Annotated in this window: 9 protein-coding genes and 1 tRNA gene; 8 read left to right on the plus strand and 2 right to left on the minus strand. The window is 32.9% G+C overall.

Annotated features, from left to right (window positions below):
* The first annotated feature begins 6 nt into the window (after window positions 1-6).
* The 3 genes from KORDIASMS9_RS06820 to KORDIASMS9_RS06830 all read left to right on the plus strand — a co-directional run bounded on the left by KORDIASMS9_RS06820 (window position 7) and on the right by KORDIASMS9_RS06830 (window position 3394).
* A complete protein-coding gene (locus KORDIASMS9_RS06820) occupies window positions 7-1767 on the plus strand; it encodes a M1 family metallopeptidase (RefSeq protein ID WP_114902126.1) in 1761 nt (586 codons plus the stop codon).
* Between the two features lie 119 nt (window positions 1768-1886).
* Window positions 1887-3215 carry an RIP metalloprotease RseP gene (gene rseP / locus KORDIASMS9_RS06825; RefSeq protein ID WP_114902127.1) on the plus strand — a complete coding sequence of 443 codons (1329 nt, stop codon included), beginning with the start codon at window positions 1887-1889 and terminating at the stop codon, window positions 3213-3215.
* A gap of 105 nt (window positions 3216-3320) precedes the next feature.
* Window positions 3321-3394, plus strand: a tRNA-Asn gene (locus KORDIASMS9_RS06830).
* 89 nt (window positions 3395-3483) lie between these two features.
* On the opposite strand, the gene KORDIASMS9_RS06835 is transcribed toward KORDIASMS9_RS06830, so the two are convergent.
* Both KORDIASMS9_RS06835 and KORDIASMS9_RS06840 read right to left on the minus strand, forming a co-directional pair.
* Entirely contained in the window at window positions 3484-3711 is a 228-nt protein-coding gene (locus KORDIASMS9_RS06835) for a hypothetical protein (protein ID WP_114902128.1), read from the minus strand.
* Between the two features lie 135 nt (window positions 3712-3846).
* Window positions 3847-5544: a helix-turn-helix domain-containing protein gene (locus KORDIASMS9_RS06840; protein ID WP_114902129.1), complete on the minus strand. Its 1698-nt coding sequence runs from the start codon at window positions 5542-5544 to the stop codon at window positions 3847-3849.
* A 796-nt stretch (window positions 5545-6340) separates the two neighbouring features.
* Between KORDIASMS9_RS06840 and KORDIASMS9_RS06845 the strand changes: the two genes are divergently transcribed.
* From KORDIASMS9_RS06845 to KORDIASMS9_RS06865, 5 genes are all read left to right on the plus strand, one after another.
* Window positions 6341-6874 carry an OmpH family outer membrane protein gene (locus KORDIASMS9_RS06845; protein ID WP_114902130.1) on the plus strand — a complete coding sequence of 178 codons (534 nt, stop codon included), beginning with the start codon at window positions 6341-6343 and terminating at the stop codon, window positions 6872-6874.
* 3 nt (window positions 6875-6877) lie between these two features.
* Complete coding sequence (locus tag KORDIASMS9_RS06850) at window positions 6878-7489, plus strand: hypothetical protein (protein WP_114902131.1); 612 nt, start codon at window positions 6878-6880, stop codon at window positions 7487-7489.
* A gap of 4 nt (window positions 7490-7493) precedes the next feature.
* Entirely contained in the window at window positions 7494-12461 is a 4968-nt protein-coding gene (locus tag KORDIASMS9_RS06855) for a hypothetical protein (RefSeq protein WP_114902132.1), read from the plus strand.
* A 10-nt stretch (window positions 12462-12471) separates the two neighbouring features.
* Complete coding sequence (locus KORDIASMS9_RS06860) at window positions 12472-16902, plus strand: RHS repeat domain-containing protein (protein WP_162819797.1); 4431 nt, start codon at window positions 12472-12474, stop codon at window positions 16900-16902.
* A 288-nt stretch (window positions 16903-17190) separates the two neighbouring features.
* Entirely contained in the window at window positions 17191-17907 is a 717-nt protein-coding gene (locus KORDIASMS9_RS06865) for a hypothetical protein (RefSeq protein WP_114902134.1), read from the plus strand.
* The last annotated feature ends 18 nt before the right edge of the window (window positions 17908-17925 follow it).

The raw sequence follows: 17925 nt of genomic DNA on the forward strand, positions 1-17925 counted from the left end.
TTAACTATGAAAAAAACCATCTTAGCCATTGGTTTTTTATGGACTTTCGTCGCTCTTAGCCAAACTGATCAAGACTTGATCAATGTCGCTAATGGTGAGTCTCAGAAAGCAGTAAAACTACAGGATTTTCAAGCAAATGAGAACACAGCTTATTATGATTTACTTTCGCATAGATTAGAGTTAGAGTTAGATCCTGAAAAACACTACATTAAAGGAGAAGTTACTACAGAATTTCGCGTTTTAGAAAATACAGATACGATCGTTTTTGATTTATATGATAATTTAGAAGTGTCTTCCGTGACTGGAAATGATGAAAAACCACTACAGTTTATCCACGAAAATAACGAGCTTTCCATTTTATTTACAAATGATCTTTGCGAAACGGCAACACATACGTTAACGATTGCCTACGAAGGAACTCCTAACAAGAATACAAGTGGCGACGGATTTGTCACAACAAAAACACGAAATAACATCCCATCATTATATACACTTTCTGAACCGTATGGTTCTAGCGAATGGTGGCCATGCAAACAAGACTTAAACGATAAAATAGATCAAATTGACGTCATCATTACGGCTCCTGCAGCTTACAAAGCTGTTTCCAACGGAATGGTAATATCAGAAACTCAAGAAGGAGCTTTGATGACGACGCATTGGCAACATAATTACCCAATTCCGACCTATTTAATTGGAATTGCCGTAACAGAGTATGAGGTTTTCTCGCAAACGATAGAAAGAAATGGACATAGTTTTGATATTGTAAATTATGTGTATCCTGAATCTAAAGACAAAGCCGAAGAGTATACCGAAGTGACGGTGGAAATCATGAATTTGTTTCAAGACTTATTTGGGGAATATCCTTATAAAGATGAAAAATACGGTCACGCTGAGTTTGAATATGGCGGTGGTATGGAACATTCAACGATTTCTTTTATGGGGAATTTTAGCAGATCGTTAATTGCGCACGAATTGGCACACCAATGGTTTGGAAACAAAGTGACATGTGAGTCTTGGAATCATATTTGGCTCAACGAAGGATTTGCCACGTATTTATCTGGATTGGTAGAACGTCATTTTGATGGAGAAGAAGATTTTATCAATTGGAAACGTGGAAAAATTGCAGACATTACCACGTCGCGCGCTGGTTCTGTGTATATACAAGATGAAAAACTAGAGAATGTAGGGCGTATTTTTAGTTCTCGTTTGACCTATAATAAAGGTGCGATGGTGATTCACATGTTGCGTCAAAAATTAGGAGACGAAGTATTTTTTAAAGCGATCAGAAATTATTTAAACGATGAAGAATTGGCGTATGGATATGCAAATACAGACCAATTACAAGCACATTTAGAAAATACAAGCGGAGAAGATTTACAAGAATTTTTTAGCGATTGGATTTACGGACAAGGATATCCTTCGTATGATGTAGCGTGGTATCAAGCGAGTACGAATGAATTGAATCTTACATTCAATCAAACACAATCGAGCAAAAAAGTAGATTTCTTTGAAATGAACGTTCCAGTTTTAGTAGTTGGTGCGCAAGGAGAAGAAAAATACCTTACAGTTGATCATACTTTCAACGGACAGGAATTTGCTATTAGTGTAGATTTTGAAATTGCAGATATTATTTTGGATCCCAAATTTGATATGATTTCTAAAAATAACACCATTAGAATTGACATTGATGCTGTTGCTGAATTGGAAATTCAATCTTCTATTGACAATACGGCAAATAAAACTTCGCTGGTAACTGTTAAAAAATAACACATCACATACACTTTCTGAGTAAATATGGTAAAATCTGATTTTTAGGTTGCTGCTATTTTTTTTAAGTAATCATAAAACCTTACTTTTGTGCGTTCTATAAACATTTTACATTATAAATGGGCGTATTTATTCAGATTACATCGTTTGTCTTAATCATTTCAATTTTAGTAATTCTTCATGAATTAGGGCATTTCATACCAGCAAAACTTTTCAAAACAAAAGTTGAAAAATTCTACTTATTCTTTGATCCTTGGTTTTCTATTGTGAAAAAGAAAGTGGGTGACACCGTTTATGGAATTGGTTGGTTGCCTTTAGGTGGTTATGTAAAAATTGCCGGAATGATTGATGAAAGCATGGACAAAGAACAAATGGAAAAACCACCACAACCGTGGGAATTCCGTTCCAAACCCGCTTGGCAACGTTTAATTATTATGTTAGGTGGCGTTATTGTGAACTTTTTGTTAGCTTGGGTAATTTACATTTCCACATTTGTATACTATGGTGAATCGTATATTCCTGTAGACGAAATAAAAGATGGATTGTATGTAGATGAAATTTCAGAGCAAATAGGATTGCGTACGGGCGATAAAATTCTTAAAATAGACGGGAAAGATGTTGAAAAACTAGACAAATACTTGTCTATTGATATTCTTTTAGGTGATGAAATGACGGTATTGCGCAATGGAAAAGAAGAAACCTTTCTGTTGAGTGATGAAGGTAAAAAAGCAGCTTTAGATAGTCAAGGAAGAAACTTTGTAAATCCACGTTTTGCACCTGTTATTACAGTAGATACTACCAAAACCAACGCTCGAGAAGCTGGATTGCTTACGAATGATGAAATTATTGCTGTAAACGGAACTAAGGTGCAGTTTTGGGATGAATTCACCAAAAACATAAAAGCAAATAAAAGTAAGGAAGTAACTATTACGCTAAAAAGGGACGGTCGTGAATTGATGTTTCCTGTAAAAGTTACAGATAGTGCCACTATTGGTGTTATATTGAATAGTGAAGAAGCGAAAGAGCGGTTGCTTGTCAAAAAAGAATATGGGTTTATAGAGGCGATCCCTAGAGGCTTTGAAGAAACGATCAACGTATTGGTACGTCAAGTAAAACAATTCAAGTTGATATTTAATCCTGTCATTCAAGGATACAAAAAAGTAAAAGGTCCAATTGGGATTGTAGAAATGATGCCACCTTCATGGAATTGGAAGTTCTTTTGGGGCTTTATGGCGATGTTTTCCGTGTGGTTAGCCTTTTTAAATATCTTACCTATACCAGCTTTGGATGGTGGTCATGTAATGTTTTTATTGTACGAAATCATTGTGGGAAAAGCACCTTCGCAGAAAGTCATGGAAATTGGTCAAATCATAGGATTTGTGATCATCATGAGTTTAATGGTAGTCATCTTCGGAAACGACATTTGGAACTTGATCAAAGGCAGTTAAGTCGTAGAAGCATCAAACAAGTTAAAAGTTTTTCAATTTTTTAAATAATTTGTTTGTTCGAAATAAAAAATAGCATATATTTGCCCTCGCAAAAAGCAATAACACTCCTCCTTAGCTCAGTTGGTTAGAGCATTTGACTGTTAATCAAAGGGTCCTTGGTTCGAGCCCAAGAGGGGGAGCAAAGCTTTCAAAAGCCATCCATTAGGGTGGCTTTTTTTATGTGTGTACTTCTCGTGAAACTGTGAATTTTTCCAAGTTGGTTATAATTTTAACATTTAGTCACACCAACCATGCACATAGAGTGATGCACTGAAATACAAGCTACGCATGTTACTTCATTCGTATTACAATTTAGCCATGTTGGGTCTGAGTTATCGCTTGGGTCATGTCCAGAATCAGTAGTGGTCTCTGTTCCTCCAAAATCATCACCACCAGTTATACTAAATTGATTCAACTTTGAGATTTGTTCCTTCTTAAATAAAAGTTTTTTTTTCATACGAATGCGGTTTTAAAATTCAGATTATTTCTCTGGTAAGAGTTTACATCTGACTGTTAACAATTTCATCAAATATAAAAGGATATACAGCTAACTTTGTAAACTTCATTCTGTCAATTTATAAACTAGCCCTAACTAACTGCTTTGATTATCAATTTTATGTAGATTTTTAATAAACGTTGACGGATATATGTTTGTCACTTTTTTAAATGCCCTAGAGAAAGGTTTTGCAGTTTTAAAACCACATTCTTTTGCAATAGCTTCAATTGTATAGGCTCTAAAACGGGTGTCATCTTTAAGTCGTTTTATGGAGTACTGGACACGTAATTTTTTTATATATGTTGTGTAAGATTCATTCTTATACTCATTTATAATGTTAGAAAGATACGCTGTATTCGTATGCAGCTTTTTTGCCAAGAAAGGCAATGTGCAATTTTGTTGTAAAAACAAATGATCGCTTTCAAATTGTGTCAGTGCATCCAGAATTTGCTGAGTTTGTACTTCAGGAATTACTTTTTTTACGATATTAGCATCATTTTCTTTTGTTTCCTCAAGAAGTTTTTGAAAAGAAGCCTTATTTTTTTGTTCACGCCTTCTAAAAAATAAATATCCTACAATAAGCGATATAACCAGTATTATTGAAAAAATATACCAACCTGTTTTCTTTTTGGAGATGTTTTTTAAAGCATCTTCTAATCTATAGATCCTTTTTTGAAGTATGCGTATTTTATCTTTTTGGTCTATGGATGCCTTGGTTTTTTCATTATCTGAATAGCGTTGCTCAGTATATGCAATTGCTAGCTGTGCATATTTTATAGCATTTTTTAAATCTCCTTTTTGCTCATAACATTCTGATAGAAGTGAATAGGTAGAAGGTTTGTTTAATTTTTTTGAAGCGCCTCTAAAAAATGGTTCACTTTTTTTAATATAATAAATGGCACTATCAGTTTGCTGTAATCTTAAAAATGTTTTTCCTTTGTAAAAGTAACTTTCTTGAAGTGTTTGCTGCACTTTTGTGACTTCATTCGTTTTTATCGAACGATTAAAATAAGTGAGTGCTGTTGCATAATTTTCTTTTATAAAAGCATGAATCCCAGATAAGTTTTCAAAATATGCAATTGTTTTCAGATCCTTTTCTTGAATTGCAAGTTGGAGTCCTTTTTGTGTGAAAAAAGAAAAAGAATCGAGTAATTTTTTTTGTTCTTTATAAAATGAATATTTACGTAAGTATGTATTTCCTAAGCTTCTTATAATACTGAGTCTTAAATTATAATCAATAGTATCAGTTTCCACCTTTTTGTACAGTAAATTAAGTATTATTAAAGCCTTGTCTAGTTCGCCCAAGGTATAATAAAGTGCTCCAATTTTATGTTCAATTTTTAGAATTAAATTTTTATTTTGTTCTAATTCTGCAATTGCTAAAGCCTTAAAATAATAGTTTGATGCGTTATCATATTCTTTTTCCTTATAATAATAATATCCCTTTTTTTCATACACGTATGCCAGTTCTATCTTTTTTCCAATCTTAGCCAAATCATAAGCAGATTCTAGATATGAAAACGCTTTTTCTTTAGTTCCATGAAGAATTTGATGATGACACATTTTTAGAAAAGCAGTAAGTTTCTCTTCTCTTTTAGTTGCTTTTGGATAAAGCGCATCCAGATAAATTTTAGCAAGCTTAGGATTTGTTTTTCGGATAGATTCATAGGTGTTGGCTATCTGTTTAAATGAATACTTTTCCAAACTGTCAGATTCACTTTGTGGAGTTGTTTGACTATTACCAAACAATGGAGTTAAAATGTATAAGAATAATAAAAAAATAGCATTTTTCATCTGAGAAGAAAATTTAGAAATAAGTAAAACTAGTAACGTATTTTATAAAAATAGGTACATTCTTTAAGATATCTAATTTTAAAATATTTTTTACGATCTTATATATGATCATGTAAGTAATCTGGTTGAACACTGAACACTTTGTAATATTTCTAAAACTGAATGCATGATTTTACTAGTGATTTTGAAATTCAAAAATAGTTTTGGTTGAATTCAGTCGTTTTTGATTTGATCAACTCAATAGATCACTAATAAAGTTTTTTTGGGATGTAGAATATTAAAAATAATACCAGCACAAAATTTGAACCAAGTTGTAGAAAAACGTACTCACTGCATATTATGTAAGGATCAATAAAAGATAACTCGCCAACAATCAATTTTTTGGTTCAATAACAAGGAAGAGCGCAAACTATAAGGTTATTTTTCTCATTCAAAATAAGATTTTACCTCTCTATTTTTCTACTAAAATAGAGATTAGAGAATTATACCAATTTACATTTAAAATTATTGTATGGTTTGCTCCAGCCAAAATATAATGATTGCAACTACAGAAGTATGACCAAAAATTAATGTTTTAAATGTTCATAAATTGACATATTTGCAAGCGAAAAAACAGGAATAAAAATTTGTTAACATATTCTTAACAAGAAAAAACATGCAAAAAAGCTCAAAAATCAACGCTTATTTCCAAAAATCAACGCTTACAAAAAACATTTTCCAATTTTAGTTGAAAAGACTACTTTCGCGAATATTGCTTTTCAGAAACTAAAATTAGTTTTTAATTTAACCTATATACATGAATAAAATAGCTATTTCCTTGTCCATACTTGCCGTACTATTGGCAACATTTGCAATCTTCTATCTTAAACCATCAAACGAATTAGTTTACGTAGATGTAAACAAACTTTTGGATGGATACAAGCGCACGGAAATTGTTCGCAATGACTTGCAACAAAAAACTAAACTGCTCACATCAAATGTTGATAGTTTAATTTCGGGTTGGCAAAAAGAGTTGAAAACTTATGAAAAAGAACGTTCTTCAATGTCAACAAAAGAAAAAGAACTCCAACAAGAGCTTCTATCAAATAAGCAGCAACAAATCAATAATTATCAGCAAGCCGTTCAAAAGCAAGTAGCGGAAGAAGATCAAAAGGCTACGCAGACCGTCATTAATGATATTAATGATTATGTAAAAGAATACGGTAAAAAAGGAGGATACCAAATCATATTTGGTGCAGGTGGCAATGGAAATATCATGTATGCTTCTGAGGGAACCGATTTAACAGCACAAGTTTTAGAGGGTTTAAATAAAGAATTTGAAGGAAAGTAATTTATGAATAAAAAGATACTTTTTTTACTACTTCCCATAGTTGTAATACTGTCTGGTTGTTCTAACAATACCTTTGATTCACAAACGGAATTGTTAGCATTTATTCAAGATGAGTCGAATGGTTTTCTTCAAGAAAAAACGGTGAACGGAATTACATTTCAGCTATTGTATCGGCCTACCGATTTATTGGTGCATCAAGAGCTGACCAATCAAGATAAAAGCAGCATTCCAGCATTAAAAAACAGGTATAATCAATATCTATATTTCAATCTATCAATGTCTCGAGGAACTAAAGAATTACTAAGTGCTTTGCCTAAAAATAAAAATGAATTCGGGCAAATGGTCAATGATCTTGCTTTTGGAATGGATCAAAAGGTAAATTTATTTACAAAGAAAAAAGACACTATAGAGATGGTAGATTTTATCTATCCAAGAATGTATGGGATGAGCAATGCAACAACAATCATGTTGGTATACCCAAGAAATAAAGAAAAACTTCAAGGCGATTATTTACATCTAACCATTGAAGATTTTGGAACCAATACAGGAGAAGTAAAATTCAAAATTCCAACAGACATACTAAAACACGAACCAAAATTATCTTTTAAACAATAAATAGATGGTCAAAACGAAATTTTCACATAGAGTTTTAGCGGTTTTTTTAGCGCTAAATTTTTTATCTACAATTATTCCAATAAACCAATTATTAGCAAATAATAGTGGACCAACAGCACCAGAAGCATCTAGTTTTGAACCTGTGGATGCTACTGATATGGTAAATTTAATCACAGGAGATTTAAGTTATGTGCTTCCATTGTTAAATGTACCTTCTCCTGAAGGCGGCTATCCTTTATCATTATCATATCATGCAGGTATTGCGATGGATCAAGAAGCGTCATGGGTTGGATTGGGCTGGAATTTAAATCCTGGAGCCATTAATAGATCAGTTAATGGATTTCCTGATGATTGGGGTAAGTCTAGAGTAAACGAATTTTTTTATGATGTAGGTTGGACTGAAAACTTTTATGATGTTGGAATAGGCGGAAGATTTAAGGGAGGAATCTCTATTGGTTTAGGTGCTTCTTGGGGAAGTAATAAGGCCTTTGGAGGAAGTGTTAGTTTTGGCTATGGAAAAACTTCTATTGACTTAAATACGAATTATGGTGCTAGTATTAAATTTAAGAAAGGGTTTAGTTTAGGGATATCTGCGAAAAGTATCAGTTTAGGACATTCTTTTAGTCAAACTGCTGGCGACATGAAGTTAGGAGGAGGTGCCAAAATAGGATATAATTTTAGCGATAACACATTTAATGGGAGTTATTCAAATAGTCTAAACTATGATAATTCATTAAAGTCTTCTGTTGGAATATCTTTTAGTTCTAAGGGAACTTCGATTACAAATGGCTTAGGTTATGGAAAAAGGAGTGCTTCATACACATCTTCATCATCATCATTGTCAGCAGGCGATTATACAATTAAATCAAAAACAAAAGGGTTAAATCTAGATTTTGGTGCTTTTTGGTTAAAATATATCAACACTGAAGTGGAATATTCATTATTTAAAAGAAATAATTTATACGTTTCAGGAACTTTATATCCTTATGAGGCTTTAAAAGTTAGAAACAACTTAGTGGATCAAAATAGTTTTATGGACGTCTTAGAATCTGGAATATATGATGAAACGTATGGTCATACGAATGAGTTTTTGAGACCAAATCATGACAACTATTCTGTAAATGCACAGGGAATTTCTGGTAATATTAAGCCTAACTATTTTGAAGAAATAAATTTAATTCAGAAAGGAAATAAGATAGAAGCGTCGTTAGAAACTTGGAAGGAATACATAGCCCCAGCCAATTTAGAGAATGACACAGAGAATGACATTAATGAAAAAACATATTTCTATTTTGACGGGGAATATAGTGGTTTTAGACGTATAGATAGAACAAAGTTTTTAAAACCAAGTTCTGTTACTCAGATGAATACTGCTAATGCGACACAATTTTACACGCAAGATACTGGCAACTATAGTTTGACAACAACTCCAGATGGAAATCAAATACATGTCAACAACAGAAAAAGGTCAGGGAATTATGTTGAAACGTATTCCAATCAAGATATTAGAAATAACACTACTGGAACAGAATTTTTAGAAGCAAAAGATTTGGTACGCACTGATATGAATACATTTATAGACGAAGGTGTAGGTGCTTTTAAAATTACAGCTGTTGATGGGAAAACATATCACTATTCTTTACCTGTATATCAGTTTGAATCTGTAAACAAAAACTTTAAGGATGATACGAATGAAGATAAAAACTTCCTTGAAATAACAAAATCTAAACCGTACGCGACTCATTGGCTTTTAACAGCTATAACTGGACCTGATTTTATAAAAATGGATGCAAACAGAAACTATCCAGACGAGGGTGATTATGGGTATTGGGTGCGTTTTGATTATGGAAAATGGTCAGACGGTCATGGATGGAGAACTCCGAACAATGAGTATGAAACAATTTACAATAATAATGATCAAAATTATGTGTATTCTTACGGAAGAAAGCAAATTTATTACTTAGATGCTATCAAGACACGTACACATACTGCCTTATTTGTAAAAAATTTAAGATTGGATAACAATTCAATCGAAATTCCAGAATACACGACAAAATGGACTTCAGGCAATTTTGATTATATAGCAAATAGTAAAAGCTTTCAAGAAGATAAAACAAAGCCATTTGCAAAACCAGGAGAAGTATTATATAGGCAAAACAATTCAACCTGGACATTGGCTTCACAAGATCAATTTAGTGGTATAGAAATAGAAGACTGGGAAGCAAGAAAGCAAAATTTAAAATATTTTGATATTCCTTCAGGAAAAACCTTAAGATTAGATAAAATATTACTGTTAAAAAATGAAGATGCTACTTATAATAAAGGAGCTGGCAATCTAACTTCTGTATTAGATGGTGTAGTGTATACAAATGATATATTCTTTGATATTTTGGCAACTAGATATGGAAGTAGCGACATGCCTGTTTCTTTAATAAACGAAACCTTATATGCTGATAAAAATATAATTAAACAATTTCAATTAAACCAACATCAAAATGTATTAGACGTAAGTGATCTTGTATTGAATAATTTAGAAGTTAAAGCAGTCAAAACGATTGACTTCAATTATGATGAGTCCTATCCACTAGGAAAAAACTCGATAACATCCAATGCTTCTAGTAAAGGAAGATTAACATTAAGCACCCTAGATTTTGGAGGGAAATCAGGTGTTAAATTAATACCTCCCTATTCATTCAATTACGCAAACGCAGCAGAATCTTTTAATAAAGATAACATAGATATTTGGGGATATAATAAGGATTTAGCTGATGTTTGGAGTTTAAATTCTATACAATCACCGTTAGGAGGAAAGATTCAAATAGAATATGAAAATGATAAGTATACACCAGCGGCAGCAGGGGAAATAGTTTTTAGAAAGGATTTAAGACAGTATTATGATGACCTTAATACGCCTAGAACAGTTACTATTCCAGATGCCAATGGATATTTTATAATTGATAGTAGACAACACTTTGGAATTAAAGTTGGTGATCAATTAGACTTCTTCTATGGCTGCGGCTCTTTTGATATTTTTTCAGGAGTGTCACAATTAACTACAACAAGAACAGCTACAATTACAGAATATTTAGGAGGAACAGAATATAGAGCTCAAGTGAGTGCTCCTCCAAATCAATTTGAATGCGATCCTACTGACGGCGATGCAATATCAATTACTGCTAAATATAATTTAAACCAAGAATTTGAAGGAGGTGGTATACGCGTAAAAAGTATAAAAGTTATTGATGAAAATAGTAGTGAATATATCACCAACTATAATTACAACAATGGAACAACTTCTTATATACCGTTAAAAGACTATAATTTATCTTTTGCTTCTGAACTACCTGCGCCAGGAGTACTTTATGAAGATGTTGAAGTGGAAAATTTAGATGCGAATACCCGAACCAATTACAAGTTTGAAGTATTGAAAAAAATCCCAGGGACAGCAGACTATAATTTATTAACAGCAACAATGGAAGCTGACAGTCATTTTGCACCTCCTGGGGCAGCATATGTATTGAAAGTAAATATAGAAGATAAATTATCTAGACTGGGTAATTTAATATCAACTGAAAGCTATAATTCAGAAGGTCATTTGTTATCAAAAGTTACTAATAATTATAAAGATGATTTGAATGCTGATGGTCAAATAGGAACTACGCAAGAAAGTTTTAAAAGTATGCACAGATTTACATCTAGAGAAGATCTAAATGGATTTAGAAGTGAAACTTGGAGATTTGACAATACTAGTTATACAAAATATCCAAATGTCCTTTCGAGTCTTGCGGAAGTTTCAAATGGAATCGAAAATGTCACGTATTATGATAAGCATGATTTTTTAACAGGTCAATTACTTGAATCTACCAACATAGGTAGTAAAGGAAATCAATTTAAAATAGAACTCATTCCTGCTCATACGAAATATATTGCAATGGGAGCAAAAGTTGATGATATGACCAACAAAAATATGTTAACTCAAGAAGCGATGAGTAAAACATATTTAAAAGTAAACAATCAATGGAAAGAAACAAGTATAGGAATAACAACTTGGAATAATAACTGGTCATATACAAATCAAGTTGGTCTACAAAATACACCTTCAACAGATGATGAAAAAATTTGGCGTAAACACAAGTCATACACATGGCAAGGAAATCTTGATACCAATGGAACCTTGCTAGGGTATTCTGATACTTTTAATTGGAATTTGGGCGCAAGTCAGACTAGTGAATGGAAACAACTATCAGAAATTACACAATATAATCATTATTCTATGCCTCTTGAAACCAAAGATGTAAACGGTAACAAAGTAGCAACAAAAACAGGAGATGATTCTTCGAAAATATTGGCAGTAGGAAATGCTGGATATGGAGAGATGTTCTACACAGGTGCTGAAAATGATAGCCCGTCAACAGCAACTACATACATAGATCAGCAAATAAAAATGGACAATGGCGCTACACGAACTAACACAAAATTTCATACAGGAAGAAGTTCAGTTGAAATACCAGTTGGAGGACGTTTAGGGGCAATTTTCCGAGAGAATACCTACAGAACAGGTAAATATAAAATATCTGTTTGGGTACACAAAGAGAACAATGACAATGCAAGAATTCAAGGAAACGCTTTTAATGGTGAAATCATTCCTGCTGGCGATTGGGTACTTATGAACCACTATGTATCATTCTCAAACAATACAGGAACACAATTCCCTTATGTAACTTCAGCTAGCGGAATTATACACGTAGATGACTACAGAATTCATCCTGTAAGTTCTTCTATGTCTAGTTATGTTTATAATGAATGGGACGAACTATCTTATATATTAGACAGTAATAATCTAGCAACATATTTTGAATATGACAACGCTGGAAGGCTTGTGAAAACATCCAAAGAAGTTGTAGATGATGGCTCTCTTACAGGAGGTTTTAAGAAAATATCTGAAAATAAATATCATTACAAAAACAACTAAAAATCGAGAAATGAAAAAAAGCATATTAATTATAATATTAGTTCTAGGCTATATTCATTTTGGATTAGCACAGAACATGACTTGGGGAGTCAATAATAGTTTTATACTACATGAACAAACTATTTTTCCTGGCGAGAACTATATGTATTCCAATATACCAGATCATAGTGAAATTACTTCTATAGATAGATTGCTATCCGCGACGACTTCAGCTTATGTGAAGGTATCTAATATTTCAGAATTTTCCAGTTCTCCAGGCGGAGTCACTCTAAACAGTCCTCCATCAACGCTTAATTTGTCAATTTCTTTAGTGCCTGTTTCAACTTCAGAGATTACTTTAGAGCGTGATAAATTTACACTTCTAGTTCGTCCAGGACGCGGTAGTATTGGCGGTACTACCTACTATAGCATCGTTGCATTTAAGGGAACATCTCTATCATCATCGACTGTGGCTACAGTTAATAATTTAACGCTGACCGATATTGTCAATGCAGAAGTCATGATTGAAAAAGTAGGGGTTTCTACAATTAATTTCAAATACAACGGAACCATTTTTGGGACCACGGTCATAGCAGATCCTAGTGTGGATTACAACCTATACTTTGATACGCCTACGGGTCCGTATTTTGGATTTAAGTATGATTTTCAAGGTTTTGATTTTAGTCCTTTGTATTATCCGTGTATCACAGGATCAGCGAATTCAGATAAAAACTGGATATCAAACTGTTCATATGATATAAATGGTAATATAAAGGTTTCTGGAATTTCATATTCAGATGAGTTGGGTAGACTATTACAGACACAAGGTTTTGATTTAAAGACTGGTAAAAGATGGATTTCAGAAATACAATATGATCAACAAGGAAGACCTGCATTTGCTACTTCTTCATCTCCAGCAAATTTACTTGGTTTAGAATATACCTATAAGACAGATTTTATTAAAAAAGTAAATGGAATTGCCTATACGAATTCAGATTGGGAGAATATAATACCACAAGCAGTGGGAAGTCAAGAAGAATCATTAGGATGGTATTATAGTACAAATAATACAAGTGAGCCTTTTCAGGATATTACAGATTACCCGTTTATTAGAACCACATATAGTAATCTCAACCCAGGAGCTACTCAAAAGATAGAGGGAGGAAGGCAACTAGATAATAATATTCCACAAGGGTTTTCATATACAGTTCCAGCTACACAGGAATTATATTATGTTTTTGGAAGTGATGCTTTTCAAGGAGAAACCGCAGTAGAAGGAAAAGAAGTTATTTTGAAAGCTTCTAAGACAGTTTCAATAGATGAAAAAGGAAATGAAAATGTAAAATTTACTGATGCAGAGGGAAAAACTTTGGCATCAGCTCGTTCAGGAGGAACTGTAAATTATGACGTAGTAGCTCTAATAGGAGAACAAGGATATATTGATGTGCACATTCCAAAAAATATAACAAACTCACAAATATCTTTTGAAAATAGTAACATTGGTGATTATACGATTTACAACCTTCGAACGGAAACGATAGTAACTTCTATGACAGGTGGAAATTTTTATCGCTTAGTATTAAACAATGCTTCAAGTGAAAACAAGAGCTACATTACATCTGCAGGAACTATTGTATCAGATGCAAATAGTAAAGGAATCAGGTATCCTGTCAATTATTATGATTATGCGTTAAGCTATTACGATGATGCAGGGATGCTTGTAAAGTCTACTCAACCTTTAGGTTTTAATGCTTCATGTTTGACAACAATTCAAGCAAATCCAACGCATAGTTTAGAAAGTACTTTTACATACAATGCCTTAGGTGAAATAGTAACTTCTACCAGCCCTGACAATGGTATAGCCACCTTTAAGTACCGAGCTGATGGACAAATACGTTTTTCTCAAAATAGTAAACAAGCGTTAGTCAATGAATTTTCTTATACAAATTATGATAATTTAGGGCGATCTATCGAAAGTGGAGTTGCACAGGGGAATTTTTCAACCGTAGATGCGGATATTGATGTTTTCTCAGCAACTAATTATAAAGAACAAAATTTTGTTACATACGATGAGGTAAATACATCAGAATTAAGTTCATTAAATATTGACTATCAATCTCCTTCCTTTTTATCAGGAAATGTAGCCAAAACACAAAATGATCAAACAACTACTTATTACAGTTATGATATCTATGGGCGTGTAAAATGGGTGGTACAAAATATTACAGACTTAGGTTTTAAAACAATCGATTATGAATATGATCCAATAACGAGTGCAATTTCTAAAACGGTGTATCAAAAACATGATGCTAATGAGCAATTTATTCATAGATACACTTATAATTCCGTTGATAATAGCCTTGTAAAGGTAGAGACTTCCACAGATGATATTATATACACAGAACATGCTGTTTATGAGTATTATGAAACAGGTCAGTTAAAAAATATTCAATTAGCAGAAGGAATACAACAAATAGATTATGTATACACATTAGGCGGACAACTAAAATCGATCAACCACCCTAGTCTATCTTCGATAGATGATCCAGGCGGCAGTGCTAATGATATGTTTGGAATGACCATTGATTATTTTACAAATGATTATCAACGTACCAATAGCTTTCCAACAGTTACCACAGGAACCAATCAATACAATGGTAATATCAAAGGAATCACATGGAATGTAGATCAAGATGCAGGAGAAAACCCATTACAATATAGCTATGAATACAATAGAGAAAACTGGTTGACAGAAGCTAATTTTAATGGAAATGGAAATATAAATACCACAATACCTCAAAACATAACGATAGATACGACTGCCGACCCAGATCAAACGGTTGCCGCTAGTAGCTCCATAAATTTTCTACCTGGTGCTCAAGTAACTGCTGTTACAGGAACAGAATTCAATGCAGTAATAAATACTAATACAGCGGCAGGTAATTATGAGTCTACAGATTATCAAGTATCAAACATAACCTATGATGCCAATGGTAATATAAAGACCTTAGATCGTAATAAGAACACGCAAGGTGGAAGCAATAAAATGGATGAGTTATCCTATGTATACAACACCAACAAGCCTAATCAATTAAAGCAGATTACAGATGCTGTCACGGTAATCACAAATGCTAATGATATTAAGACGCAAACCAATCCCGATAATTACGAATATAATGAAATAGGTCAGTTGATTAGAAACAATGGAGAGGATATAAGTTATACATATAATGCAAAAGGACTGGTAACAGAAATAAAAAAGATATTAACGGATGAGTTAATTGTAAAATTTTATTACAATGATAAAAATCATAGAGTAAAAAAAGAAAGTTTTAGTAATGGTATATTACAAACTACAACTCATTACATTCGAAATACATTCGGTATACCACTGGCTATCTATGAAAATAGTACTTTAGTTGAACATACAATCTATGGCAACACAACATTAGGAATTCATTACAGAGCAAGTGATACCAATGCATATCAATTGACAGATCATTTAGGAAATGTTAGGGCCGTAATTTTAAGAAATGGGACGAATGCAGTTTCTTTAACGGCAAAAACGGATTACTATCCTTTTGGAATGCCTATGCCAAACAGGCATGTTGGTGACGGATACAGATATGCATATCAAGGACAGGAAAAAGACCCGGAAACAAATATGGAAGCTTTTGAACTTCGTTTATGGGATAGTCGTATCGGACGTTGGTTAACTACCGATCCTTACAATCAATTTCATTCTCCTTATTTAGGGATGGGGAATAATCCAATCAATGGAATTGACCCCGATGGAGGAAAGTTTTTTGATTGGTATGAAATATTAGATTCAGATGGTAATGAGACTGGAAGAATAGTTTGGCTTGACGGCAATGAAGAACATGATGGATTTAAACACTTATCGTATTGGTATAGAGAGACAGATACTTATAATAATACCTATGTTTACGATCCAATTACTAAAGGAGTCTATTATTCAGGATGGCTTAGTAATGGAGAATATGTACAGAATATGATGACCGAATCATTTGATGGATGGCTTGATGTAGTATTAATTGAAGCAGATACAAGAAGTACAGGAGAAAAAATAGATGATTATGTAAGAGGCATTGAAAACGCAGTCATAAGAACAACATCAAAACTTACAAACATAGTTGGAAGCCAAATAAATGTTTGGTGGCATGAGGGATTTCACCCAGGAAGAGCATATAATGCTGAACACTATTTGTGGGAGCATTACTGGGAATTAGATGAAAACAGAAAGTATGTTAAAATTCATTTGCGAGACTCAAAAGATATAGAAACTGCATTAGATCCCGTGGTGATTCTCACTTCAATACCTGGAGGTTTTACTTATAATTTAACGGGTAAAGCAATTCAAGATTTTATTCTAAATAAAACTATAAATGCAACAATATTAGAAACCATAAGAACTATTCATAGTAACTATAATGAAAAATAAAAATGGAGGACTATATAATTTTCTTTCTAATCTTACTGTTTTTAGAGATTCCAGGAGCTTTTGTTCGCTGGATTTGGCTGAGAAAAAAATACTCTTTCAAAGAAGTTCTATTAAATAATAATAGAATATACAATTTTATAATTAGTGTAATTTTACTTGCAATAGGATTATCAATTTTTAATAGCTTTAATTAAATATTGATTTTTTCACATATGTGGAGTCTATCCATTTAAAAAATATTTTATAATTATTATATCAAATAAATAACCTTAATAAAAAAACATAAAAATGAAAAAACACACATTATCCATTCTATTCGCAATGCTCTCATTAGCAGTTTTTGCACAACACGATTACGACAACGAAGGCGTTATTTACTCCCATGGAACAGATCCACATGTGTCCATTGGAAGTGATACGCTTCTAGGAACTTTTTCAACTCAACAATCAGTACTTCAACTGCTCAATACAGATGGAGCGGTTGTTTCCCTAGGTATGATGTTCGATCCCTTACATAGAGTATATATGAATTTCAATGCATTTGGAAATGGAATATATCTAGATCCAAATGCGTCACTTTCACTTTCAGGCGGCTCTAGCTTTTTTAGATTTAATGGCTCAGGAATAGATGGTGGTTCCGTTTCCATAGGCTCAAATACTACGGTGGTACCCACAGGATATAAACTTGCTGTTGGTGGAAAAATAATTACGGAAGAAGTAACTGTACAACTAGAAACTGAGTGGCCCGATTTTGTATTTCATAAAAATTATGATCTGGATAGCTTAGAAGAAGTTGAAAAACATATAGAAGAAAAAGGACACCTAAAAAATGTTCCTTCAGCAAAAGAAGTTGAGGAAAACGGAATCTCTTTAGGGGAAATGAATGCAAAAGTTCTTCAAAAAGTAGAAGAATTAACACTGTATATGATTGAACTCAACAAAGAAGTAAAAGAGCTTAAAGAAGAAAATAAAAAGCTAAAAGCGCTATTGAAAAAAGCGCAATAACACATGCATACATTATCT

It is taken from the genome of Kordia sp. SMS9, assembly GCF_003352465.1.
Lineage (GTDB): Bacteria > Bacteroidota > Bacteroidia > Flavobacteriales > Flavobacteriaceae > Kordia.